The sequence below is a fragment of the Rhodothermus profundi genome, assembly GCF_900142415.1.
GTDB classification, from domain to species: Bacteria; Bacteroidota; Rhodothermia; order Rhodothermales; family Rhodothermaceae; genus Rhodothermus; species Rhodothermus profundi.
Genome location: NZ_FRAU01000005.1, coordinates 15102 through 37748 on the forward strand (window position 1 = coordinate 15102; position 22647 = coordinate 37748).

General features: G+C 57.2%; 21 protein-coding genes, 2 tRNA genes and 1 CRISPR repeat array. Of the genes, 12 read left to right on the forward strand and 11 right to left on the reverse strand.

What is annotated here, in order from left to right:
- Nucleotides 1-129 precede the first annotated feature (129 nt).
- Nucleotides 130-1578, reverse strand: coding sequence for a tRNA (N6-isopentenyl adenosine(37)-C2)-methylthiotransferase MiaB (gene miaB / locus BUA15_RS08105; RefSeq protein WP_072715491.1), 1449 nt, complete (start codon nt 1576-1578; stop codon nt 130-132).
- 12 nt (nt 1579-1590) lie between these two features.
- Nucleotides 1591-2256 (reverse strand): riboflavin synthase, encoded by a 666-nt coding sequence (locus BUA15_RS08110; protein WP_245771980.1) that lies wholly within the window; start codon nt 2254-2256, stop codon nt 1591-1593.
- 90 nt (nt 2257-2346) lie between these two features.
- On the opposite strand from BUA15_RS08110, the gene BUA15_RS08115 reads away from it, so the two are divergent.
- Nucleotides 2347-3570: an HDOD domain-containing protein gene (locus tag BUA15_RS08115; RefSeq protein WP_072715492.1), complete on the forward strand. Its 1224-nt coding sequence runs from the start codon at nt 2347-2349 to the stop codon at nt 3568-3570.
- Here the strand turns inward: BUA15_RS08115 and ribD are convergent.
- Both ribD and BUA15_RS08125 read right to left on the reverse strand, forming a co-directional pair.
- A complete protein-coding gene (gene ribD, locus BUA15_RS08120) occupies nt 3538-4719 on the reverse strand; it encodes a bifunctional diaminohydroxyphosphoribosylaminopyrimidine deaminase/5-amino-6-(5-phosphoribosylamino)uracil reductase RibD (protein ID WP_084660549.1) in 1182 nt (393 codons plus the stop codon). The genes BUA15_RS08115 and ribD overlap by 33 nt on opposite strands.
- A complete protein-coding gene (locus BUA15_RS08125; RefSeq protein ID WP_072715493.1) occupies nt 4671-5297 on the reverse strand; it encodes a hypothetical protein in 627 nt (208 codons plus the stop codon). Before BUA15_RS08125 ends, ribD begins: the two co-directional genes overlap by 49 nt.
- A gap of 353 nt (nt 5298-5650) precedes the next feature.
- Here BUA15_RS08125 and BUA15_RS08130 point away from each other — a divergent pair.
- Nucleotides 5651-5723: transfer RNA gene (locus BUA15_RS08130), tRNA-Gln, on the forward strand.
- Nucleotides 5724-5856: 133 nt separating this feature from the next.
- On the opposite strand, the gene BUA15_RS08135 is transcribed toward BUA15_RS08130, so the two are convergent.
- Entirely contained in the window at nt 5857-7248 is a 1392-nt protein-coding gene (locus BUA15_RS08135) for an FAD-binding oxidoreductase (RefSeq protein WP_072715494.1), read from the reverse strand.
- A 472-nt stretch (nt 7249-7720) separates the two neighbouring features.
- Between BUA15_RS08135 and BUA15_RS08140 the strand changes: the two genes are divergently transcribed.
- The 5 genes from BUA15_RS08140 to BUA15_RS08160 all read left to right on the forward strand — a co-directional run bounded on the left by BUA15_RS08140 (nt 7721) and on the right by BUA15_RS08160 (nt 12414).
- Entirely contained in the window at nt 7721-7975 is a 255-nt protein-coding gene (locus tag BUA15_RS08140) for a hypothetical protein (protein WP_245771981.1), read from the forward strand.
- A 19-nt stretch (nt 7976-7994) separates the two neighbouring features.
- On the forward strand, nt 7995-8429 hold the full coding sequence (locus BUA15_RS08145; RefSeq protein WP_072715496.1) for a hypothetical protein: 435 nt from the start codon (nt 7995-7997) through the stop codon (nt 8427-8429).
- A gap of 163 nt (nt 8430-8592) precedes the next feature.
- On the forward strand, nt 8593-9918 hold the full coding sequence (locus tag BUA15_RS08150) for an asparagine synthase-related protein (protein ID WP_072715497.1): 1326 nt from the start codon (nt 8593-8595) through the stop codon (nt 9916-9918).
- Entirely contained in the window at nt 9915-10886 is a 972-nt protein-coding gene (locus tag BUA15_RS08155; RefSeq protein WP_072715498.1) for an archaeosine biosynthesis radical SAM protein RaSEA, read from the forward strand. Before BUA15_RS08150 ends, BUA15_RS08155 begins: the two co-directional genes overlap by 4 nt.
- Entirely contained in the window at nt 10879-12414 is a 1536-nt protein-coding gene (locus tag BUA15_RS08160) for an NAD(P)/FAD-dependent oxidoreductase (RefSeq protein WP_072715499.1), read from the forward strand. The genes BUA15_RS08155 and BUA15_RS08160 overlap by 8 nt, the downstream gene beginning before the upstream one ends.
- A gap of 56 nt (nt 12415-12470) precedes the next feature.
- Here BUA15_RS08160 and BUA15_RS08165 read toward each other — a convergent pair whose 3' ends face one another.
- The gene (locus BUA15_RS08165; RefSeq protein ID WP_072715500.1) at nt 12471-12761 is read right to left on the reverse strand and encodes a hypothetical protein; all 291 of its coding nucleotides are present in this window, start codon (nt 12759-12761) and stop codon (nt 12471-12473) included.
- A gap of 153 nt (nt 12762-12914) precedes the next feature.
- On the opposite strand from BUA15_RS08165, the gene BUA15_RS08170 reads away from it, so the two are divergent.
- Nucleotides 12915-13745 carry a UPF0489 family protein gene (locus tag BUA15_RS08170; RefSeq protein WP_084660550.1) on the forward strand — a complete coding sequence of 277 codons (831 nt, stop codon included), beginning with the start codon at nt 12915-12917 and terminating at the stop codon, nt 13743-13745.
- A 22-nt stretch (nt 13746-13767) separates the two neighbouring features.
- Here the strand turns inward: BUA15_RS08170 and acnA are convergent, their stop codons facing one another.
- Nucleotides 13768-16515 carry an aconitate hydratase AcnA gene (acnA, locus tag BUA15_RS08175; protein WP_072715501.1) on the reverse strand — a complete coding sequence of 916 codons (2748 nt, stop codon included), beginning with the start codon at nt 16513-16515 and terminating at the stop codon, nt 13768-13770.
- A 261-nt stretch (nt 16516-16776) separates the two neighbouring features.
- Here acnA and BUA15_RS08180 point away from each other — a divergent pair.
- Nucleotides 16777-16852 (forward strand) — tRNA-Ala (locus BUA15_RS08180).
- A 769-nt stretch (nt 16853-17621) separates the two neighbouring features.
- Nucleotides 17622-17828 carry a hypothetical protein gene (locus tag BUA15_RS08185; RefSeq protein ID WP_072715502.1) on the forward strand — a complete coding sequence of 69 codons (207 nt, stop codon included), beginning with the start codon at nt 17622-17624 and terminating at the stop codon, nt 17826-17828.
- On the opposite strand, the gene BUA15_RS08190 is transcribed toward BUA15_RS08185, so the two are convergent.
- Nucleotides 17825-18058 carry a hypothetical protein gene (locus tag BUA15_RS08190; RefSeq protein WP_245771998.1) on the reverse strand — a complete coding sequence of 78 codons (234 nt, stop codon included), beginning with the start codon at nt 18056-18058 and terminating at the stop codon, nt 17825-17827. The two genes, BUA15_RS08185 and BUA15_RS08190, sit on opposite strands and share 4 nt — an antisense overlap.
- Nucleotides 18042-19031, reverse strand: a complete 990-nt coding sequence (locus BUA15_RS08195) for a CdiA C-terminal domain-containing protein (RefSeq protein WP_072715504.1) — start codon at nt 19029-19031, stop codon at nt 18042-18044. Before BUA15_RS08195 ends, BUA15_RS08190 begins: the two co-directional genes overlap by 17 nt.
- Nucleotides 19032-19536: 505 nt before the next feature.
- On the opposite strand from BUA15_RS08195, the gene BUA15_RS08200 reads away from it, so the two are divergent.
- Nucleotides 19537-19830, forward strand: coding sequence for a hypothetical protein (locus BUA15_RS08200; protein ID WP_072715505.1), 294 nt, complete (start codon nt 19537-19539; stop codon nt 19828-19830).
- A gap of 94 nt (nt 19831-19924) precedes the next feature.
- The gene (locus BUA15_RS14085) at nt 19925-20380 is read left to right on the forward strand and encodes a DUF488 domain-containing protein (protein ID WP_072715506.1); all 456 of its coding nucleotides are present in this window, start codon (nt 19925-19927) and stop codon (nt 20378-20380) included.
- Here the strand turns inward: BUA15_RS14085 and BUA15_RS13625 are convergent.
- Together BUA15_RS13625 and BUA15_RS08215 are read right to left on the reverse strand one after the other, a co-directional pair.
- On the reverse strand, nt 20337-21137 hold the full coding sequence (locus BUA15_RS13625; RefSeq protein WP_178139397.1) for a hypothetical protein: 801 nt from the start codon (nt 21135-21137) through the stop codon (nt 20337-20339). The genes BUA15_RS14085 and BUA15_RS13625 overlap by 44 nt on opposite strands.
- A 14-nt stretch (nt 21138-21151) precedes the next feature.
- A complete protein-coding gene (locus BUA15_RS08215; RefSeq protein ID WP_072715508.1) occupies nt 21152-21448 on the reverse strand; it encodes an SHOCT domain-containing protein in 297 nt (98 codons plus the stop codon).
- A 250-nt stretch (nt 21449-21698) separates the two neighbouring features.
- Nucleotides 21699-22642: direct repeats of the CRISPR family, unit length 29 nt; unit sequence GGGACTATCCCCGCGGGTGCGGGGACACC.
- Nucleotides 22643-22647: the final 5 nt, after the last annotated feature.

The window sequence follows — 22647 nt, forward strand, 5'->3', positions numbered from 1 at the left end:
CGACAGGAAACGCTGTCTTCTGGCTCCAGACCAGAAATCCAGACAAACCGTTCCCATACGTTTGAGATAATACAAAACCGTGTCGATGGGAATAGTTACAGGCCCGTAAAAGGCGGACAGCGCTCACCTTTATACCAGGGTTGGTGCTGCCTGCGCCGACTCGCTCAACGTGGTGCGGCCCAGCGGCTCACCCAGCAGCGTAGCCGATGTGCAGTCGGTAATGCGCACGCGCACGTACTCGCCCGGGCGGAAATCCTGGCGGTCAAAGACCACCATTTTGTTGGTGTCGGTGCGTCCGCAGAGTTGCTCCGGACTCCGCTTGCTGGGGCCCTCTACCAGTACGGTATGCACGCGACCGATTTCTTTCTGATTGTTTTCCAGCGAAATGCGCGTCTGCAGCGCGATAATCTCCTGAAGGCGCCGTTTTTTCACTGCCAGCGGGACATCGTCCTTGTACTTACGCGCTGCATAGGTGCCCGGTCGCTCCGAGTAGAGAAACATATAGGCATGATCGAATCGCACCTCTTCCAGCAACGAGAGCGTGTCCTGATGCTCTGCTTCGGTCTCGCCGCAGAAGCCCGCAATAATGTCGGTCGAGAGCGAAATGCCGGGTACGATGCGGCGCGCTCGCGCTACCAGTGCCAGGTATTGCTCGCGCGTATAGGTGCGGCGCATGCGCCGGAGCACGTTGGTGTTTCCGTGCTGCACAGGCAGGTGGATATAGTTGCACACGTTGTGCCGTTCGCGGTGCACATGCAATAGTTCATCGGAGCAATCCTTGGGATGACTGGTCGAATAGCGCACGCGCAGCTCCGGCGAGATGAGACTGATGCGATAGAGCAGCTCCGGGAAGGTAATGACCGTACCGTTTTCGGTGTAGCGGTATGAGTTTACGTTTTGCCCCAGTACCGTTACTTCCCGGTAGCCTTCCTCTACCAGGCGGGCACATTCGTCCAGGATGCTCTGCACCGGCCGGCTGCGCTCGCGCCCGCGTGTAAAGGGCACCACGCAGAAGGCGCACATGTTGTCGCAGCCGCGCATGATCGACACGTAGGCGGTTACCCCGTTGGAATCGTAGCGTACCGGGGCGATGTCAGCGTAGGTTTCCTCGCGGGAGAGCTGGACGTTTACAGCGGCCTGCCCGGTTGTCTCAGCCTCTTCCAGCAGGCGCGGCAGGTCGCGGTACGCATCAGGGCCCACGACCAGGTCTACAAGCTGCTCTTCTTCGAGCAGCTTGTGCCGCAGCCGCTCAGCCATGCAGCCCAGCACCCCAATGCGCAGGCCAGGCCGCCGCTTTCGCTTGTGCGCCCGAAAAACGTCGAGCCGATGCCGCACCTTCTGTTCGGCATGCTCCCGAATGGCGCACGTGTTGAGCAGCACCACATCGGCCTGCTCCGGATCGCGCGTCAGCCCATAGCCATGCGCCCGCAGGATGGCTGCCACAATCTCTGAGTCGGAGACGTTCATCTGGCAGCCATAGGTCTCGATGTACACCTTCCGCGCTCCCTCCGTCTCTTCAGCCGTCAGCTTGGGCGCGTCCAGGTCATCCAGAATTTCCAGATCCTGAATCAGGTCCATAACCCACGCGTCTTAAGCGCTTTCCAGCGGAGAAGATGAACGCAGGCCAACCGCTTTCGGGTCCCGGCCATGCGTTAGCCAGCCAATCACATACTTGCCAATCATATCGAATTCGAGATTGACCGGGGTGCCCGGCTGCCAGGTAGACACATTGGTTTTCTGAAACGTATGCGGAATAATGGCAACGGTAAGCGTTTCTTCCGCAAGCCGAGCAACCGTGAGGCTAATGCCGTCAATGGCAATGGATCCGGTGGGAATCAGGTAAGGCCGAAATGAACGAGGAAAGCGGATATGGTAGAGTCGGCCCGTAGCCTCTGCTTCCACCCCGATGATTTCTCCGGTTGTATCGACGTGTCCCTGCACCAAATGGCCATCAAGCCGCCCATTGGCCAGCAGGGCTCGTTCTAGATTGACCGGCTGGCCTTCGGTTAAGTGCCCTAGCGTTGTTTTACGCAGCGTCTCTTCTACTACTTCCACCGTAAACGTCTGCGCATCGGCTGCCACTACCGTCAGACAGACCCCATTGACTGCTACGCTCTGGTCAGGACGTAACGCCCGGGCAAATTTTGCCCGAACGATCAAACGCCGCCCCCCCTTCAGGGGCTCTATCCGAGCGATATGCCCGACTTCTTCGATGATTCCGGTAAACACGGAGCAGGCATGTTTATTGTTAGCCATTTTCGCCAGTAGCGGAAGGGGTACCGCACGCCGCGGGGGAAGTTTCGCGTTGTGCATACCTGCCATGTAGTTTAGTCAGTTGTGTTTGCCATGTCGGCTTCAATCCCGGAATACATCTACGAAAGCGTTCGTTCGCTTCCGCCCCTGCCCGCCGCGGTGGAACGTCTGCTGGCCATGTCCCGCGAACCGGAGGTGGATTTCCGGAAGGTTTCGCAAGTTATCGAATCCGATCCGGCCCTGACTGCCCGCATCCTGCGGGCTGCCAACTCAGCGTTTTATGGGGTCTCGCGGCGCGTTCAGACGGTGCGGCAGGCTATCGTACTGCTGGGACATGAGGTGATTATTAACCTGGCGCTGGGCGTTTCGGTGCTGAATCTCAAACGCAATCTGCTGAAACAGTGGCCCGGCGATCCGGCAGCCTTCTGGCGGCACAGTCTGAGTGTAGCCCTGCTGGCGCGTGAGCTTGCGCGCCAGCTCAAGCTGGCCGATAGCGAAGGCGCCTTTGTAGCCGGTCTGCTGCACGACATTGGTAAGCTGGTGTTGCTCTCCCATCACGGGGTCGTCTATGCCCAGGCGTTGCTGGCTGCTCGCCAGAGTCCGGATCCGCTTTTTCTGTTAGAACGCGAACTATTTGACGTTGACCATGCCGCAGCCGGCTATGCGCTGTGCCAGCACTGGAATCTGCCCGAAGCCCTGGCGCAGGCTGTCGCCGAACATCACGCAGAAGAACCCCCAGCCAGCGGCACCATTGCCGAACTGGTCTATGATGCGAATGAGCTAATTAAACGGTTGGGATTGGGCGACAGTGGCAACGCGTTCACCACGCTTCAAACTGGTCCGCTGCCTCCCCACCGTCGGCTTACGTTTGATCGGCTGCGTGAGCTGATTAAACAGCTTGTTAAAGAGCTAGAGCATACGGAAGCCATCCTGGAGGGCCCTTCACATCGTGAAGCATTGCCCACGCTTCCCAGCCGTTCACGCGGACTGGTCCACCTGCACCTGCGAGATCCTCAGCTTGTCGATTTGCTGCGCATTGTGCTCTGGGCCATGGGCTATGACGCCCTCGTGGTGGGCGATACCGAATCGGTGTCTGTTTCGGCCCCTCGCCTGTTAGGGCTGATTGCCGATGAATCCGTCCCGGCAACCCGACGCTTTGCCTATGAACAGCGGGGCATTCCGGTCATAACCGATCTTATCCCGCCTCACACGGTCCACGTCGATCTTTCAGCCCTGCGGCGGCGGCTGATCCAGGCGCTTAACCATCCGGCTGCGGTCGACGCTTCACAGAGTCCAGTTATAGCCCATAAACAATAAGTCGGGGCCGACTGCTGTCCAGCGATATGTGTCAAAGCGCCGCCCTTCAGGCACGGCGCGCACGTTCAGATCGCACAGCACGGGCACGCCAGATCCAAAGAGCCGGGGACTTATAAACACAAAGAACCGATCCACCAGATGCTGCTGCAGCAGCGCCGTTGCCAGCCGCGGGCCCGCTTCTACCAGCAGCGACTGCAACGGACGTCCCTCCCGTCCTCCCTCACGCCCCAACCGCTCGAGCAGTGCCTGCAGGTCCAGGTGGCCCTGGTGCAGGGGTACTTCCCAGAGTCGTCCGCCAGCTTGCTCCAGCGAGGCCGCGTAGGGCGGTCGCACGCCAGGGCCTACCACAGCAATTGTACTGGCTGCATAGGCATCGGTAAACAGACGGAGGGTGGGAGCAAGGGTTCCGGTCCGGTCCAGCACAATTCGGATCGGCTGGCGCCCTTCGACATGCCGCACGGTCAGCGCCGGATCGTCGGCAGCCGCCGTGCCGCTTCCGACCAGCACCCCATCCAGCACAGCCCGCCATTGATGCACCAGGCGCCGCGCTGCCTCTCCTGAAATCCAGCGCGAATGTCCGGTCCGGGTGGCCACAAACCCATCCAGCGTCTGAGCTATTTTGAGCGTAACAAGCGGGCGTCCGGTCTGCACGTGGTGCACGAATGCTTCGTTGAACCGACGGCAGGCAGCCTCCAGCACTCCTACTTCTACCTGCACCCCATGCGCGCGCAGCCGGGCAATGCCCTGTCCGGCTACTTTGGGAAAAGGATCGACCATGCCCACTACGACCCGCGGAATTCGGTGTGCCAGGATAAAATCGGCGCAGGGCGGCGTCTTGCCATAGTGGGCGCATGGTTCCAGATTGACGTAGAGCGTTGCCTGACGGAGCGCCTCAGGACCATGCTGATGCAGAGCGGTCTCAATGGCCACTCGCTCGGCATGAGGCCCGCCGTACTGGTCGTGCCACCCCTCTGCCAGCACCCTTCCGTCGGCCCCTACCAGCACGGCCCCTACCATGGGATTCGGACTGACGCGACCGGCCCCGCGAAACGCCAGGGCCAGGCAGCGCACCATGAAGCGTTCTGCTTCGGTGCGAGCCGTCAGATCTCCTGGATGTAGTCCGGCCGCGAGGGCCCATCCAGCATCCATTGCTCAAAGTAAAACCGTTCTTCCGTACGGGCCTTCTGGTAAGGCACCAGAAAACGCCGGACCCCTGCCCCAGGATGCATCTGCAAAGCAGCAGTCAGCCGTTCCCGAAGCGGTTCGGCAGCGAACAGGTGCCAGTCGCAGCCGTGGTGCGCTGGCTCTCGAAACGCGACCAGAGCTCCGCTATCCAGCAATCGACGCAGCAATGGAAGACGTGCCTGGGGATCCAGAGTGGCCAGCGGAGCTGGATCTACCGGAAGAGCGGCCGCGCGTCGTCCTACCAGCACAACCGTCTGGTCTGGATCCGCAAGCACGGCAGCCAGGGCGTCGGGCTGCAGCCGATACACTGTTCCTGTTTCCTCGACGCGCCACCAGTGTGACCAGTCACGCAGCACCTGATGCAACGGCGGAACAAAAGCGTCAGAGCGCAGGGCCGTCAGACCGATACGCGGGCCGTCCAGATCCGTCCCGGCCAGGTAGAGGCGAAAGTAGCGTGGCGTTTCGGGTCCTGCTGGCCAGACAAAGGTCTCCGGCTCCAGCGCTGCCGGCTCTTCATAGAAAACTTTGAGAATCTGACGCACGATTCATGCAAGAAGATATCCGCTAGCGCTCTGGGCCATTGGCACACGAACAACCGCAGCGCGACCGCCTTGTCTGCGCTGCATACTTCGGTTCCTGCAGTCCGTTTCAGCGACGCGGATGGTCCATAGCGGCCGGCGCGTTGTTCCCGGGGCCTGCTCACGGGCACCGCGGGTAGGAGGTTCCTTGCCTCACAGCCCGGTCAGGCAGAGCTGAGACGCCTGAGCCTGCTCGCTATCCCGCAGAACAGCCAGCTTTACTTTGGCGGCATTCGATCGATCAAAAGCATGTGAACGCGTTTGTTTTTCGGGGAACTCCTGCAGGGTTCAGGGCATTTTATGGCACGCTTTCTCACTGCCCGGTAGCTTAACTGGCAGAGCACCTGACTCTGGATCAGGGGGTTGGAGGTTCGAGTCCTCCCCGGGCAGCACCAAAAACCCGCTCAAGCCGGCTTGAGCGGGTTTTTTTGTGTCCATCTATTGCTCCGGATACGGCCCGACAAGAGCCCTCCTGGTAGCGTGCTGGTCCACGCACCACCCGATTTTATTTCAGGGAATGACTTCAGGCGGAAGCCGGGTGGATATTCTGGTTCACCCGGAAGAGGTTGTGCGGGTCGTACTGGCGTTTTATCTGCGCCAGACGGGCATAGTTGTCCCCGTAGGCCCGTTGCAGGGCATCGGACTCGTCCGCCGGAATAAAATTGACATAAGCCCCTCCGCTGGCAAAAGGTGCCGTTCGGTGAAAAACCCGACGGGCCCACCGAATGCACCGGGCATCATCAGCAGCTTCCCGCCAGCGACTGTGGACATTCATCACGAAGCGGGCTTTCCGGTGGGGATAGGCCGTGGCTGCCGGATCGGGCCGACCGGTTGCGCCCCCGAGCGCGCCAACAAATAGCTCACACTCTGCAGAAGGAAGCTGCGCCAGCGCGTCCACCAGCTCCTCGAAGAACGAATCCTCCAGTACCTCAAGATTGTGCGATTTCCAGTAGTTGCGCGCGCCTGGCGTCAACAGTGGATCGAAGGCCTGTTGCCAGTTGACATAGGGCTGTACTCCGACATGCTCTCCCAGCAACGTGCCAAAAGCACGCAGCGGCTCGATCAGCCGTTCTCCTTCGTCCGGATTGCCCGCATAACAGAGGGCCAGAACGATCACCGGTCGGCCATGCACCGACTCCGGAAGAAATGGCAACGGGGGCGCCTGTCGCATCACGATCCAGACGGCCAGTTCCTCTGGAGCCCGGGCTGCAAACGCCCGGTAACGCTGCAGTACAGACAGTGCCTCCTCGCCGGGAAATACCATCAGTCCACATAACACCTCGGGCCCTAGCGGATAGAGCCGAAACGTGAAATGAGTCACCACCCCGAAGTTACCTCCACCCCCACGCAGCGCCCAGAACAGATCAGGATGATGGTTGGCATCGACCTGAAGAACTTCACCGGAAGCCGTCACCACTTCAGCCGCCTCCAGGCTGTCCACCGTCATACCATACTTGCGACTGAGCCATCCAAAGCCGCCCCCCAGCGTGAGTCCGGCCACGCCCGTGGTCGAGTTAATGCCGACCGGCACGGCCAGTCCGTAGGTCTGCGTGGCCGCATCCAGATCGCCCAGCGTAGCTCCTCCCGCCACGGTAGCCCGTCGTTGTTGTGGATCGACCTGCACCGTACGCATGCGGGAAAGATCAATCACAATCCCACCCTCGCACAGCGCATTGCCAGCAATGTTATGGCCGCCTCCTCGAATAGCCAACAACTGGTCGTGCTCGCGGGCAAAACGCACACACTGCACCACATCCTCGGTCGTCTGGCAACGCACGATAAGCGCTGGATGCCGATCGATCATCGCGTTCCAGATAGCACGTGCTGCCTCATACGAAGACGTGCCCGGTCGGCACACCTCTCCCGTTACCCGGAGTTGCCTCAGTCCCTGTCCTACCTCCTGTTCTTCGTTCATAATCCCTCCATCCGTTTGGTTAGTCTATCTCCACGCCTGCGTGCCTGCGCTACCGTACCCCAGACCGGTGTTTGCGGTCAGATCGACAACAGCCCGAATCCGTGACATGCCAGCCAACTGCGCGATCGGAAAACGCCGGACAACAGTACCCGGGAACGCCCGTAACGACCAGCCTCAGCCCGATGCATTGGAGCATGCGACCACCACGACCTCCGGCCCATCCTTATCCATGGTACTTCGATCGCGATGCCAGCCCCGCATACTTCAGCGCAGAGAAGATACGTCTTTAGGTAGCAATTACCGGAAATATGTGTAAGGAATGGCCTATATCCCACCGAAATGATCCGTTAACCGTTCCCATGCAGTCCGGTCATGGCTTGCGTTTTGGGAGGAGAGGTTGTACCATTTCGGCGACCTCCCTCCGCTTTCCACCGCCAACCACCCTGCCTGACCATGATGCGTCCCCAGTACCTTGAAGAAGTGCGTGCGCTCAGGCAATCCAGTCGCTGTGCGAGCCATCGAGGGATCGTTTGCACTGGTAGCGCGCGACGGCAAGACGGTGCGCCTGGCCCGCTCCATGGACCGACCCATGCGCTATTTCCTGGCCAAACGCGATGACGGACCCGCGTTGGTCATGGCCCACCGCATCGAAGAAATCCACCGCTGGTTGCAGGCAACCGGCCTGACCACCATGTTGGCAGGAGCTCTGGTGTGCAGTATGGTTTAACCAGCAGGCTCATAGAGAAATGAATGAAAAAACATTCTTTATAGCTGCTGCAATAGGTATGATAGCAGCATATGCCCTGCTTCAACTCACTCTAATTGTTGCTGATAAAATCAGCCTGACTCTTGGCATTATCCAACTTTTTATTGGATCACTTACGTGGAGTCTAACGTTTTTTTTAGCTTATTATTTTCGCCAAAAATTAGGATTAAAGGGCAAAAATTTATTAACAAAATCTATCGCGGCAAATTTGATTATCTTGATTATCTCATTAACGCTTATTCTCGGAGCATTTATCATTTATATTTTTTGGATATCTTCTCTGAATAAATGGAATTTACCATTAACTATTTCTGCATTTGTAATTTTTATCTATCTATGCTTTCTCATAATCCTTTCCTTTTATATAAGCCTAAAAGAGTTAAGACATAAATACCTCAAAAATCATAATCAATAACTACAATCTTGGCGTCTAATATTCATTAAGATATACTCTACAAATAGCTTTCCACTTCAAATAAAAATCACATCTTATCCTCAGCTCTTGCGTTTTGGGAGGAGAGGTTGTACCATTTCGGCGACCTCCCTCCGCTTTCCACCGCCAACCACCCTGCCTGACCATGATGCGCCCCCAGTACCTTGAAGACCTGATCGACCTGACCGATCCAGCCCTGAACCATATTCTGAACATGAGCCTCGAAGAAGCCCGCGCGCGCGTGCGCTCAGGCAATCCAGCCGCTGTGCGAGCCATCGAGGGATCGTTTGCACTGGTAGCGCGCGACGGCAAGACGGTGCGCCTGGCCCGCTCTATGGACCGACCCATGCGCTATTTCCTGGCCAAACGCGATGACGGACCCGCGTTGGTCGTGGCCCACCGCATCGAAGAAATCCACCGCTGGTTGCAGGCAACCGGCCTGGCCGATCAGTTCCATCCAAGCTATACACGCATGGTGCCTGCGCACTACATCGTCACACTGGAATTGATCGGCTGCCCGGATCCATCGCCGGCCTATACCCGCTTTTTTGAACTCCCTGCAGAAACCCTGCCGCCCGATATTCCCACCATTGGTCGCTACTACATCGGGGCGCTCAAAGAAGAAATTCGGCGCTGGCTGCTGAGTATCCCTGAGAACGAGCCCATTGGCGTAACCTTTTCCGGAGGCATCGACAGCGGCTCCGTCTTCCTGGTTACCTACCACACGCTCCTGGAACTGGGCATGAATCCTGCCCGACTCAAAGCGTTTACCCTGGACCTGGGCGAAGGTCCGGATCGCAACCAGGCTTTCGCATTTCTGAAAAAGCTCGGACTGGAATTATTCTGGGAGCCGGTGGAGGCCGGGTCGGAGCTAATCGACATCCGGGAAGTGGTGCGCCTCGTCGAAGACTACAAGCCGCTCGACATCGAATCGGCCGCCATGCATTATGCGCTGGCCCGCACCCTGCGCCAGCGCTACCCGAACTGGAAGTACCTGCTTGACGGCGAAGGCGGCGACGAAAACCTGCGCGACTATCCCATTGAGCACAATCCTGAGCTGACCGTCTACAGCATCATCAACAACCCGTTGCTGTACCACGAAGGCTGGGGCGTGGACAAGTTCAAGCACTCGCTCACCTATACCGGCGGTCTCAGCCGCTCCTACACGCGCACCTTCGCCATCAACCGGCATTTCGGTTTTGAAGGTTTTAGCCCCTACACGCGCCCGAACGTGATTGAAGTGGCGGAAAAGATTCCGTTTGCTGAGCTGACCGGCTATGACAAAGAAAAACTATACCGGCTGAAAGGCGAGGTTGTCTATCACGGAGTTAAAGCCATTACCGGCTTTGAGATGCCTGTATATGAAAAGCGCCGGTTTCAGCATGGTGCCCTGCCCGAAGCACGGTTGCGCGCGTTGATACCACCTGAGCGCCAGCTCCGACGCATGGTCGAGGATCTGTTTGCAGCATGATTGAGCTGACGCGCTGGGAAACGCTTACGCCGCTGGTCCGCACGCGGCTGATCCGACAGGTGCGACCGCCCCGAGCAGCGGTCGATCCAGAGCGCCCCTACGCCTTTCATCAGGAATGGGAACGGGCCCCCGACGGCCGCCTGGAGCGGGTCAACGTGGTTTTTCTTACCAATCGGGAATGCCCGTGGACGTGCACCATGTGCGACCTGTGGCGCTACACGACCAACCATCCGGTTACGCCTGACCAGATCCTGCGCCAGCTCGACCACGCCCTGGAGCGCCTGCCCAAAGCCGATGCCATTAAGCTGTATAACAGCGGCAGCTTCTTCGATCGGCTGGCTATCCCTCCAGCTGCCTACCCGGGCATTGCCGAGCGCCTGCGCGGCTACCGCCGGGTGATTGTCGAGTCGCATCCCACCCTGCTGGGTTCGCGCACGCTGTGGTTTCAGGAATTGCTCGACGGACAACTCGAGGTGGCTGTAGGGGTGGAATGCATCCACCCGGGCGTGCTCGAGGCACTCAACAAACGTCTGACGGTGGCAGCGCTGGAACAGGCTGTAACCTGGCTGCATGCCCAGAACCTGCTCATGCGGGCGTTCATTCTGCTCAAGCCTCCGTTTCTGCCGGCCCGCGAAGCGCTTGCCTGGACGAATCGCACGGTGCAATGGGCGGCGGCGCGGGGCATACAAACCCTGGTGCTTATTCCCACCCGATCTGGTAACGGTATCATGGAGCGTCTTGAGCAGGTCGGACGGTTTGCGCCCCCAACCCCTGCCGAAATCGAAGCGGCTGTCGCTTTTCTGTTTGCGCAACCGGCTCCCGTGCGCCTGCTGGACACCTGGGACCTCATGCGGTTTTATGCCTGCCCGGAATGCGCCCGGCTGCAGCAGGAACGGTACGTCCGCATGAATACCACGCAGATCTGGGAATCCCCTGCAGTCTGCCCTCAATGCACTCCCCATGCATGACCGTTGCGACGTTATCATCTTAGGCGCCGGATTTGGCGGCGCTCTTCTGGCCCTGATCCTGCAGCGTTGCGGCCTGACGGTCACGCTGATCGAAAAAGGCCGTCCGCGTTTTGCGATCGGCGAATCCTCAACGCCCCTGGCCAACCTGTATCTGGAGCAGATCGCCCAAAAATTCGGCCTGCCCGAACTGCTCCCGCTCACCAAGTACGGCCGCTGGAAAGCTGCGCACCCTGCACTTCCGGTGGGCAAAAAACGCGGCTTTACGTTTTTCTGGCACCAACCAGGCCGCTCCTGGTCGTCCCATCTTGACGGACATCCGGCCTATCTGCTGGTAGCAGCCTCTCCCCACGATGGCATTGCCGACACCCACTGGTATCGGCCCGCTTTTGATACGTATCTGACCGCGCTGGCCCTCCAGGCTGGCGTTTGCTACCTGGAGCCTGCTGCTCCGGTGACAGCCGACGTCGATGCGTCTGGCGTTCAGCTTTACCTCACAACCCCTACCGGTCGGCGTTTGCTAACGGGCCGCTTTATTGTGGATGCCACCGGCCCTGCGGCGTGGCTGGCGCGGCATCTAGGCCATCGTCCAGTGCCCCATACCTATCTTCCTGAACGCATTGCCGTGTTCGCCCACTTTCGCAACGTTGCCCGCGCCGATAGCTGGCTCACTTCCTGGCAAGCGCACTGGCCGTACCGACCTGACGACGCGGCTGTCCACCACCTGCTTGATGAAGGATGGGCCTGGATCCTGCACTTTGATCACGGCATTACCAGCGCCGGTCTTTCGCTGCATGCCTCTTGCGCACCGGCCCGTGATCCTGCCGCCTGCTGGCAGCAGGTGCTGGACCGCTATCCTTCGTTGAAAGCGCTGTTTGCTCGCGCAACCCCTCTTTATCCGCTGCGCCTGCTACGCGAAACGCCTTCGCTTTTTCGGACCCTCGCAGGCCCCGGGTGGGCCCTGCTTCCCAGTGGGGCAGGCATTCTTGATCCCCTGCTTTCTACAGGCAATCCGCTAACGCTGCTGGGCGTGTGGCGACTGGCCCGGATGCTACTCCAATACCGGGCTACCCCCCCGGCAGAAGCCCTCCAGACCTATCAACAACAGACGCTCCACGAACTTGAGCAAACAGCCCGTCTGCTGGGTGGTCTCTGGCGCGTGCTCAACCATCCTGCTTCCTTCACCCTGCTCTCCAAGCTGTACTTCGCAGCTGCCAGCTTTCGCGAAACACGCATCCGACTCGGCCGAGAAACTGCTCCCCCGGGCTTTCTGCTCACCGACCATCCCGGCTTCACCCGAGTCCAAGACTGGCTCCTGGCGGCTGTTGCCCAAGGCTCGCTGCCCGCGCCCCACGAGGTGCATGCTGCCCTGGATCCCTTCGACGTGGCGGGCCTCTGCATGGACCGAAACGGATTCTACCCTGCTCGGGCAGAAGATGTACTGAACGCCTGCCACAAGATTCCCGCTTCGCGGGACGAAGTATGGGCAGGTCTTCAGCAGAGCGGATTTTTGATCGCAGCGCCCGCTTGAAATCAAAAAGCGGACGTTGCCAAACGTCCGCCCTTCCTGCATGAAAAGCTGGCTTTTCAGTTCACAAACAGCTTGGGTTGATCTTCCTCAATCACTTCCAGATCCTGAATGGCAAACCAGCCTTCATTTTCTTCGCCAGCGCTGTTTCGATAGGGAACGTTTGGATCGCCTGTGGTAATATCTACCACATACGCCAGATCCTTTCGGATTTCGTTACCATTGGCGTCTTTCCCGACCGGTACATCGGCTGCTACGTCGGCCACGCGGCCTTCGATGCTGCCCAGCAGCCATCCTTCGCGCGTGTACAGATGAACTCGCACACGTTTGCCGATCAGATCGTAACGCATGGCTCTCCGCTCAGCATCATTTTTCAACGCTGAAATAACGAAACGCTTGATTTACTACGGAAGGTTCCAGACGCCACGCGCGCCTGTAGCAATCTTTAGTCATCCTTTGTAGAATTAAAGAGATTCAGGTCGAACGCATCTGGAGGTGGCATAATGGGAGTACGGATATTAGATATCGACCTGGATTTTTTTCTTAACAAAGTGCAATTCTGGCCTGGATTTGGGCGTCCTGTAGATCCTGAGCTGCGTCCGTGGTCGCCTGATGCGGTGCGGGATTTTCTGGAAACCCGTTGTGGATTGCGGCGAGACCGTCCGCTTCCGGGCCTCATTGTGGACGAGCACCACGAGATTTTTCTGGACTGGCGTCGCCGTATTCAGGAAGGGCTACTTCGCCCGCCCTTTGAAGTCGTGCACATTGATGCGCATGCAGACCTGGGGTTTGGCGATGCAAGCGTCCCTTATGTCGTGACCGAATTACTCAGCCGTTCGCCAGACGAACGCGCCTTTCCGCGCGTGGGTGGTCGCGAAGGTCTGGGCCCGGGCAATTATTTACTTTTTGCCATTGCCTGTCGATGGATTTGCCGCCTGACGTATGTCTATCATCCGGGACGCTATGCGGACCTGCCCTCCCACATTGTGCAGCTAACCACTCGCGGCGAGGGGTTCATCCAACTGCCCTTCTACGGGCCCCGTCCGCCTGAGCTGTTGCAGCACCGCTGGCCGGCAAGGCCGATAGCCTGGGAGCCGCCAGTTCCCTATCGGGAAGTACCCGGTCCTGCGTACCGGAACACGGAAGGCCCCTTCGACCTGCTCTACATTGCCCGTTCTCCCGCCTATACGCCCGCCGAAGCTGACCGGCTGCTGGACATCTTTCGAGAGTATCTGGCCGAGCCGGCAGCCTTGCTGCAGCGGACGGACCGCCATCCCATACGGCTGCCTTTGAATGTAAAAGGCCGCCTTCCCTCACGAGAAGGCGGCCGTTAACGGTCCTGTTCAGGCTTCCGGCCTACGCCTCAACGCGTTCGGGCTGGCTGCGCAGGAAATCGCGCAGCACGTAGTGCAGGATGCCTCCGTTTCGGTAGTATTCGACTTCGACAGGGGTATCGAGCCGCACCAGCACCTCGAAGGTAACCTTTGAACCATCCGCTCTGGTAGCCGTAACGGTCAACGTCTGCCGCGGCTTGACTTCGTTAGTTACCGGGATATCGTACACTTCCGACCCGTCCAATCCCAGCGACTCGACGTTTTCCCCCTCTTTGAACTGGAGCGGCAGCACGCCCATGCCGATCAGATTTGAGCGGTGAATACGCTCAAAGCTTTCAGCCAGTACAGCCCGCACACCGAGCAGAGCGGTTCCTTTAGCGGCCCAGTCGCGGCTGGAGCCCATTCCGTAATCCTTCCCGCCCAGTACGATCAGCGGGATGCCCTGCTCCTTGTAGCGCATAGCGGCCTCATAGATCGGCATGATCTCGCCGGTCGGGAAGTAGCGGGTGACGCCTCCTTCGGTACCTGGCACGAGCAGGTTCTTAAAGCGGATGTTTGCAAACGTCCCCCGCATCATCACCTCGTGGTTGCCGCGCCGCGAACCGTAGGAGTTGAAGTCGATAGGTTTGACGCCCCGTTCGATCAGGTAGCGCCCGGCGGGACTGTCCGGCGGAATAGCGCCGGCTGGCGAAATGTGGTCGGTAGTTGTCGAGTCGCCAGCCCGTACCAGTACCCGTGCTCCCTGAATGGGTTGGATTTCGGGCACTTCGGGCGTCAGATCTTCAAAGAACGGAGGCTCCTGGATGTAGGTCGAGTTGGGATCCCAGTCGTAGAGCGCGCCGCCGGAAACCTGGATTTGATTCCACAGCTCGTTTGACGTTTCAATGCCCTCGTATTCCTTGCGGAACATTTCAGGGCGAATCGCCTCGTTGATCAGATTCAGGATCTCCTGGCTGCTGGGCCAGATATCTTTCAGGTACACGTCATTGCCTTCGGCATCTTTCCCCAGCGGCTCGTTCATTAGATCAATATTCACGGTGCCGGCTAATGCATAGGCAATGACCAGCGGAGGCGAAGCCAGGAAGTTGGCCTGCACCAGGGGATGGATGCGGCCCTCGAAGTTTCGATTGCCCGACAGCACGCCAGCAACCACCAGGTTCCCTTCCTTGATGGCGCGGGCGACCGGCTCGGGAAGTGGCCCCGAGTTACCGATGCAGGTGGTGCAGCCGTATCCTACCAGGCTAAAGCCGAGTTTTTCGAGATAGGGCATCAGCCCCGATTCAACCAGGTAGTCCGTGACCACCTTGGATCCGGGTGCCAGGCTTGTCTTCACATAGGGAGGTACCTTTAGTCCTTTTTCGACCGCTTTTTTGGCCAGCAGGCCGGCGCCCAGCATCACCGAAGGGTTGCTGGTGTTGGTGCAGCTTGTGATAGCCGCGATAACCACATCGCCGTGCCGGAGTTGCAGTGTGTTGCCCTGTTCGTCCTGGTACGTAGCCGTTTGCGTGAGTTCTTCTGGCTTCCGCCCAAACCCTTTGGGGCCGACCGGTGCGGAAAAGGCGGTTTGAAAGGCCTGCTTCAGCGCCGGCACCTCAATGCGGTCCTGGGGACGTTTGGGTCCGGCTACGCTGGGCACCACGTCGCCCAGATCCAGTTCGATAACGTCCAGAAATTCAGGATCTGGTGTTTCGTCGGTTCGGAAAAGCCCCTGTTCTTTCGTGTAGCGTTCGACCAGGTCGATTAGCTCCTGGGGGCGGCCGGTGCGCCGCAGGTAGTCGAGCGTTTCCTGGTCGACCGGGAAGAAGCCCATGGTGGCGCCATACTCGGGGGCCATGTTTGCGATCGTGGCCCGGTCGGGGACCGAGAGTTTGCTCAGGCCGGGTCCAAAGAATTCCACAAAGCGCCCTACGACCCCGTACTGTCGCAGGATCTGAGTAACGGTCAGCACCAGGTCGGTGGCGGTGGCTCCTTCGGGGAGTTCGCCGGTTAGCCGGAAGCCGATCACTTCAGGCATGAGCATGTAGATGGGCTGGCCCAGCATGACCGCTTCGGCTTCGATGCCGCCTACGCCCCAGCCCAATACGCCCAGCCCATTGATCATGGTCGTGTGGCTGTCGGTCCCGACCAGCGTATCCGGATAGGCTACGGGTACCCCTTCCTCAGAGGTCTGCGTCCAGACCACCCGGGCGATATATTCCAGGTTGACCTGGTGGCAGATACCACTGGCTGGGGGCACTACCGAAAAGTTTTCAAAGGCTTGCTGTCCCCAGCGCAGAAACTCATATCGTTCGCGGTTGCGCTTGAATTCCAGCTCGGCATTGAGCCGCAGGGCTTCGGGCGTGCCGAAATAATCAACTTGCACCGAGTGGTCAATAATCAGGTGTACCGGCACGCGCGGATTGATTACTTCTGGATCGCCGCCCAGGCGAGCCATGGCAGACCGCATTGCTGCCAGATCCACTACGGCTGGCACGCCTGTAAAGTCCTGCAGCAGGACCCGCGCCGGCATGAAAGGAATTTCCTCAGGAGCCGGCGCCTTCGGGTTGTACCGGGCCAGCCGTTCCACATCTTCCTGCGTTACCAGATAGCCATCACAGGTGCGGAGCAGTCCTTCAAGGAGTACCTTAATCGAAAAGGGCAAGCGATCTAGCCCTGAGAAGCCCAGTTTTTCCAGCCGATCGAGTCGATAGAGATACGCTGTGCCGTGTCCGGTATTGAACGTGTCGCGCGTGCCCAGTAGATCGCGGGGTTTTTCAGAAGCCTGGCTCATGGGACCCTCACGGATTGATCCGTTTACGTGTTATGATTGCTACCGGCCTGCACCCCATCCTTCTCCACACCGGCTTGAAAGGAGGAAAGTTTACGGTGGAGCGCGACTTTTTGTTTTCTAACCAGGGAGGGATCCGTTGTGTAAGCCCGTGAAAAACATGTAAACGTGCGAAGCCTTGCGAAAAATTCGGCTTCTCCTGCCGTGCTCAGGAACTGTCCTGCGACCATTCTCGTTGATTGAACCGCCTTAGGCGGACAACGTGGGGACATAGCTCAGTTGGTAGAGCGCTGCGATCGCACCGCAGAGGTCAGGGGTTCGAATCCCCTTGTCTCCACCACACGTTAGCCGCAAGCCCTTAATTCAAAAGGCTTGCGGCTAATTTTTTTTTTGGCACGGGTACAGGTTTTTCCCTGCCTGCAGCGGCAGGGAAAAGTTTTACCTGTGCCATTATGCCTGTCTGGCTCCCTTCAGTCACAGCTTATGCAGAGGGACGAGCACGATCCCCGCAGGTGCGAGGGCACCCAGTATGCACAAAAAAGCACCGTGCCCTGTTGCTCGTCGGCGAAAGCGAGAAGGGACTTTTCAAAAAGACGTTCATTTCTATGCAACAGAGGCAAAAGGGAGACATTACCTCCCTGAATCGGCGTCGAACCGGGTTGCTGATCCGGAGTCGGTAAATAAAAAGCAGGATCACATAGATCCTGCCCGATGTGTAAGGTCCAGTCCGCGCCGCACCGCGCTGGTCCGGCACCCGGGCTTCCGGGGTGCGGCCCTCACCCGGGATCAGAAAATGTTACTCTGTAATAGCAATTTAGTTTTATGCCAGTGCGGGTCATTGCCTGTCTGAACGACAGGGCTCTTCAGGCATTCATCCAGAAACTGCATCGACGCGTGCACAGCCTTCATCTCCTGCTGCAGGAGATAGTCGAGCTACGAAGGAGCGGCTTCGCACGCAGCCCGATCCCCGGGGGCATGGCGACCCTTCTCTCCAGAGACGCCGCTACAAGCGCAGGAACCAGACCAAGATCCTCCTCCTCAACCTCTGGTCGTCTATCAAGTGCGTGGCAGTACGGTGCCCTGTCACGCATGAGAGGCTATCTCTGCGTATGTGGGGACTGCTGCGCGTGTTCAAAGTGGACGAAGGAAGCGTCACGATCGGATTCAATCGGACCGACGCGGCAGAAAAAGCTTACTATCACGTCATAAGCGGAGCAGGTCGGTCGCGCACGATCCGCGACTTTCTGGGGCTGACCGATGAAGAAGTGGCGCGTGTGGCCGACGTAGTAGCCCGGGGCATTCGCCTCGAGCTTTAAGCGTACTCCTCATCCTCTTCCGGTTCGCCGATTATGGCGACGTCCAGGTCCCGCAGATAACGCTGGCGGTCGATCTCAAGCTTCTGTTCCAGCTCTTTCATCTCGCTATAGGTAAGCTTACCCATAGCGAAGGCTTCTACAATGCGTCCCCACATGATAAGCCGAGCAGCCTCTGTCAGGAGACCATTCCGTCTGGCACGGTCTATGACTTCTTCATATTCCGATTTCATCAAGGATTTCATGAAGCCTCTTTTCCAATATAATCTGCCTGAACAGTTCGATAATTCTTTCCTCCTCAAATATTATGTAGATCTTCCGAATTCGTTCCTTTTCATCACGCGCAACGGCTAACCTGATGCCTTTGAAAATTCTTTCTATATCATTTTTATCTACCTTTCGATCAACAAATAAAGCGACCACATGTAAATTGGTTTTTTTCTTTGCCTCTCTTAAATGCTGATAGGCGGCGTTGAACAGGTTCTTTGCCTTCGTGGTGATCGTCTTGAACTCCCAGTACTCGTCACCTACCAGCGCATCGGCAGTCCGTTCCGCACCGCTTGGCGGGATGAAAATCACGTCCTTTCTCAGGCGCTCGGCAAGCATCCGGGCCAGTTTCAGTTCGTGCGCCAGCGGCTTGGTGGTAGGAAACACATACACGCCGGCCCCGCTTGCGCTCCGATACATCCGGCGAAGCTGCGACGGATCGATTTTATCTGCGGCAAGCGGCTCGACCACCGCGACCCAGCGATGGCGGCAGTTGTACCCGCCGCCGTAGATCCAGACCGGCAGTCCCTGGCCGTTGTCGAGCTTTTTGATCTCTTCCAGTGTGTAGATCTTGCCGTAGTGTTCCTTGCAGAACCGCCGGATGGGTGGCGGTCCCACGTAGCGGAAGCGCTGAATACCGGCCTGCTTCGCATCGGAAAAGGACTGGATGCGATCGAGGCCAGCCAGCGCCGTGTTGGCCACGGTGAACATGTAGCGCTCCCCGCGGCGAATGATGCGCTCCAAATGGCGGCGAGCCGTGCGTTCCAGCTCCCGGCGCGGAGCATCTCGAGCGAGCAGGACCGTCAGCTCCCGCAGAAGTGCTTCCTGAATACGCGAGGCGGCCCGGGCCACGTCCGCCCCGGCCCATCGCAGAACCTCGGCAGCGGTCTGCAGGTCCTCAAGCGCAGCCAGTCGTACATGCGGAATGCTTCTTTCCACAAGGCTTCTTGTAACGTGCGTTCGATGCGCTCACGCCGAAAGAACTCTGCCAGGCGGCGGTGGGCGATTTCTGGGGGTGTTCGTTCCCTTACCAGGCTGACAACCAGCCGGCGGAGGTCGCCGGCAAGCTTTCGATATTCACGTTGCATCGCGGCTCAGGTTATCTTTGCCTTTCCCCCTCAGATACTGAAAGGCGACCTCCTGCGCTATCACGTGACGTGATAATCTTCCAGCGCTCCAGATCGATCCATTTGGACCTGTAGTGCGTCGGCTGGTAGACCTCGACGCGTGCGACGCGCTCTTCCGTTTCCAGGAAGAGTCCACAGTTGTCGCAGCGGCGCCGGCGCAGGATGACGTTCTTGCCGCGAGTTGTGCGGACTACCAGGAGCCGATCGTCAGCGCAACGCGGACAGTACATACACGCTTCAGGTGTTGCATTTGTCCTGTTTGCGGAAAGGTAGTCTTAGAAGAGGCGGATGTTTTACCAGGAACTTTGTCAAGACTTGTGGCAAAAATCTTGACAAAAACCGGTAAGGAGCACGTGCAGTTGCCGGAGCACTGGGCGTACGTTCAGTACGAGGACCTGAACGAAGACGGCCGCCTGGTGTGGGATGTACTGGGCAAGGAGGCGGCTTTGAAGCTGATCAGCGCCGTAGGTGGCGTGCGGCTTTACCTTCAGAACGCCTCACGGTTGGAGCGACGTGCCCGTCAGCGCATGGCACGCGAGCTGCTGGCCCGCGGCGAAGATCCGGAGAAAGTGCGGCGGAAAGTGCGCATACCACTAAGACAACTCTCCTGATAACAAATCACGAGGTTTTCACGATTTTTATTTTTTACACCTTTTAACTTTACATAGCTATACTGTCAATTCTTATCAAGAATTAAAGCTTAAAATGACTAAAAAGATATATTCCATAGGTTACGAAAAAAAGGATCTTAACGAGTTTATCAACATATTAAAAAGCAGAGACATAAATGTTTTATTAGATGTGAGAGAAATACCCTGGAGTAGAAAAAAAGGATTTAGCAAAAATCAATTAAATGAGGTACTTAAAGCACATGGAATTACCTATATACATGCTCAATTTGCCGGTAATCCTTCATACATAAGGAAAACCGCCTCAAGCAGAAAAGAATGTTTGGATAGATACAGAGACTTTATAAAAGATAACTATAGCATAATTTATAAACTTATTGATGAGATAACAACCATTGTTCATCAAAACAAAAATGCTATAGTATGTATAATGTGCTATGAGTCCAATCATAAAGAATGCCACCGAGATATTTTACTATCAGAACTACTCAAAACAAAGAAAGTTGATGATCTCCAGATAATTCATCTTTAGCCGATCTTCTAGGATACCAAAGACCTACTATTCCAAAATTATTAGGATGTCTTGCAAAATTACCCACAAAAAAGGCCAATTCATATTTATCAAGATTGGCAAGTTCTTCCATTTTCTGAAGTGCCTTATTATATCCCTTCCGCCGCCCCAGTTCACATAAACCCCAATCCAGAACTCCAGCCCAGTGACCACGACAATCAGGATCCAGGCACTTCCATTGTACATAAACTCGCTTCTCGATAAATTGTAAATCTTTAATATATCTATTGAATAGATCAGTTTGATTTTTTAAGGCATTATACTTTTCTTCAAATTCTCTTCTTTGCTGCTCAGGCCTGGTCCTTAACCTAATGTCCAAGATTTCACGTACAGGTATAAAACCAAGTGATTTTTTTCTTTTTTTCTGTTCTTGCTTAAGATATCTCAAGCAATCATAATGCCATGAAGTATCACGAAAAATAATATTTTTCCTTTCCATCCAATTATTTTCTGTTGAAATTACCTCTTTACATACTAACTTGTCCCATGATACTACTTTGTAACTTTCAGGTCTCGGATCTTTATCATTTCTTTTAATATCAACTTCTATCCATTGATAGAGTCTAAATCTGCTATTATAAGGCAGATACCTATATGGAATAGGATACAGTCTTATAGGATTGCCGTTGTCAAGGCATCCTGCAGTACATACAGTTTCAACGTGCTGTTTACTCAACTCTGGATAGGTCTTCCCCCAAATTAAAATCCTCGCTCTCATAATATCCACCCACATCAACCCTCCCCCAGCAACTTCCTTTTCTGCTCCTGGAATTCTTCTTCGGTAATTACGCCCTTTTCCTTTAATTCAGCCAGTTTGGCCAGCTTGTCTACCAGGTCACTCTGGACCTCCTTGGCCGTGGGCGTCGTGGCGGTTTCCTGTTTTTCGCTCTTGGTGACGATGATGTGCGTCAAAGCCACCGGCCATATCAGTGCCCCATAGAGAAACCAAGGGAACCAGTTTTTCCCCTTACTATTGGCAATAATGCCAACAACTGCACCCATGATGATCCAGAAAATCAGCAGCTCCATAACGACAATAAGTAAGTTTTACATTTGTGTTTTCATCCATTTAAGACACCGAATTGCTCTGGTTGTAACAACTTTCAACACCTTTCAATACCAAAATAAGGTGCAATTAAAACGATAGACTGCTTTCTTGATCAGATGGACTATCTTCACGTGTACGGGAGCTTCGTCCCTTATTTCTTCTGCCTTATTTGGACCATCCTCATGGGTATGGGGACACCATCTTCCCAGACTGCTCAAGCTCTCTTACGTAAGGACTATCCCCACGGGTGCGGGGACACCTCTCGTTGGCCTTAATGCTGGCCAGCTGCACGAGGACTATCCCCGCGGGTGCGGGGACACCCCGGGTGGCAGCAGGATTCGGATGAGCCTGTAGGGACTATCCCCGCAGGTACGGGGACACCAGATGATGCGGACGGGAGGGTGGCCCGATGATGGGACTATCCCCGCGAGTACGGGGACACCCCGGCTGCAATACTTGTGTTGGCCAACTCCACGGGACTATCCCCGCGGGTACGGGGACACCGCGATCTCACAGATTGCCGCCCGGGCCGCATCAGGACTATCCCCGCGGGTACGGGGACACCGGACCCGATCGGTACCAGGGCTTTCCTTGCTAGGGACTATCCCCGCGGGTACGGGGACACCACTTGCTGGAGCGGGCAGGCCTGCAGGTAGGGAGGACTATCCCCGCGGGTGCGGGGACACCACCACCTGCGCCGTCCCGAAGTCATTCGTTGTGGGACTATCCCCGCGGGTACGGGGACACCATGGCTGGTCCGCTCTCGCATGAAGCGTCGCAAGGACTATCCCCGCGGGTACGGGGACACCGGCGCGTGGTAGCACTTGGCTTCGACGGGAACGGGACTATCCCCGCGGGTGCGGGGACACCGGCGCGTGGTAGCACTTGGCTTCGACGGGAACGGGACTATCCCCGCGGGTGCGGGGACACCACCTGCGGCCGACAGCAAGCCGCAGGGGGCGGGGGACTATCCCCGCGGGTGCGGGGACACCCGCGGAGTACAGGGGTTCCTGTCAGGGCTGGGGGGACTATCCCCGCGGGTGCGGGGACACCCTTGCGTGGTCACGAATGGCTTCCAGCACGCGGGGACTATCCCCGCGGGTGCGGGGACACCATGTCCATGAGATAGTCAGCATTCCTGATGAAGGGACTATCCCCGCGGGTGCGGGGACACCGGGCA

Coding starts and splice junctions, on each gene's coding strand:
- miaB (WP_072715491.1), bottom strand. CDS start 1,578: ATGGACCTGATTCAGGATCTGGAAATTCTGGATGACCTGGACGCGCCC.
- BUA15_RS08110 (WP_245771980.1), bottom strand. CDS start 2,256: ATGGCTAACAATAAACATGCCTGCTCCGTGTTTACCGGAATCATCGAA.
- BUA15_RS08115 (WP_072715492.1), top strand. CDS start 2,347: ATGTCGGCTTCAATCCCGGAATACATCTACGAAAGCGTTCGTTCGCTT.
- ribD (WP_084660549.1), bottom strand. CDS start 4,719: ATGGATGCTGGATGGGCCCTCGCGGCCGGACTACATCCAGGAGATCTG.
- BUA15_RS08135 (WP_072715494.1), bottom strand. CDS start 7,248: ATGAACGAAGAACAGGAGGTAGGACAGGGACTGAGGCAACTCCGGGTA.
- BUA15_RS08145 (WP_072715496.1), top strand. CDS start 7,995: ATGAATGAAAAAACATTCTTTATAGCTGCTGCAATAGGTATGATAGCA.
- BUA15_RS08150 (WP_072715497.1), top strand. CDS start 8,593: ATGATGCGCCCCCAGTACCTTGAAGACCTGATCGACCTGACCGATCCA.
- BUA15_RS08155 (WP_072715498.1), top strand. CDS start 9,915: ATGATTGAGCTGACGCGCTGGGAAACGCTTACGCCGCTGGTCCGCACG.
- BUA15_RS08160 (WP_072715499.1), top strand. CDS start 10,879: ATGCATGACCGTTGCGACGTTATCATCTTAGGCGCCGGATTTGGCGGC.
- BUA15_RS08165 (WP_072715500.1), bottom strand. CDS start 12,761: ATGCGTTACGATCTGATCGGCAAACGTGTGCGAGTTCATCTGTACACG.
- BUA15_RS08170 (WP_084660550.1), top strand. CDS start 12,915: ATGGGAGTACGGATATTAGATATCGACCTGGATTTTTTTCTTAACAAA.
- acnA (WP_072715501.1), bottom strand. CDS start 16,515: ATGAGCCAGGCTTCTGAAAAACCCCGCGATCTACTGGGCACGCGCGAC.
- BUA15_RS08185 (WP_072715502.1), top strand. CDS start 17,622: ATGTGGGGACTGCTGCGCGTGTTCAAAGTGGACGAAGGAAGCGTCACG.
- BUA15_RS08190 (WP_245771998.1), bottom strand. CDS start 18,058: ATGAAATCGGAATATGAAGAAGTCATAGACCGTGCCAGACGGAATGGT.
- BUA15_RS14085 (WP_072715506.1), top strand. CDS start 19,925: ATGACTAAAAAGATATATTCCATAGGTTACGAAAAAAAGGATCTTAAC.
- BUA15_RS13625 (WP_178139397.1), bottom strand. CDS start 21,137: ATGAGAGCGAGGATTTTAATTTGGGGGAAGACCTATCCAGAGTTGAGT.
- BUA15_RS08215 (WP_072715508.1), bottom strand. CDS start 21,448: ATGGAGCTGCTGATTTTCTGGATCATCATGGGTGCAGTTGTTGGCATT.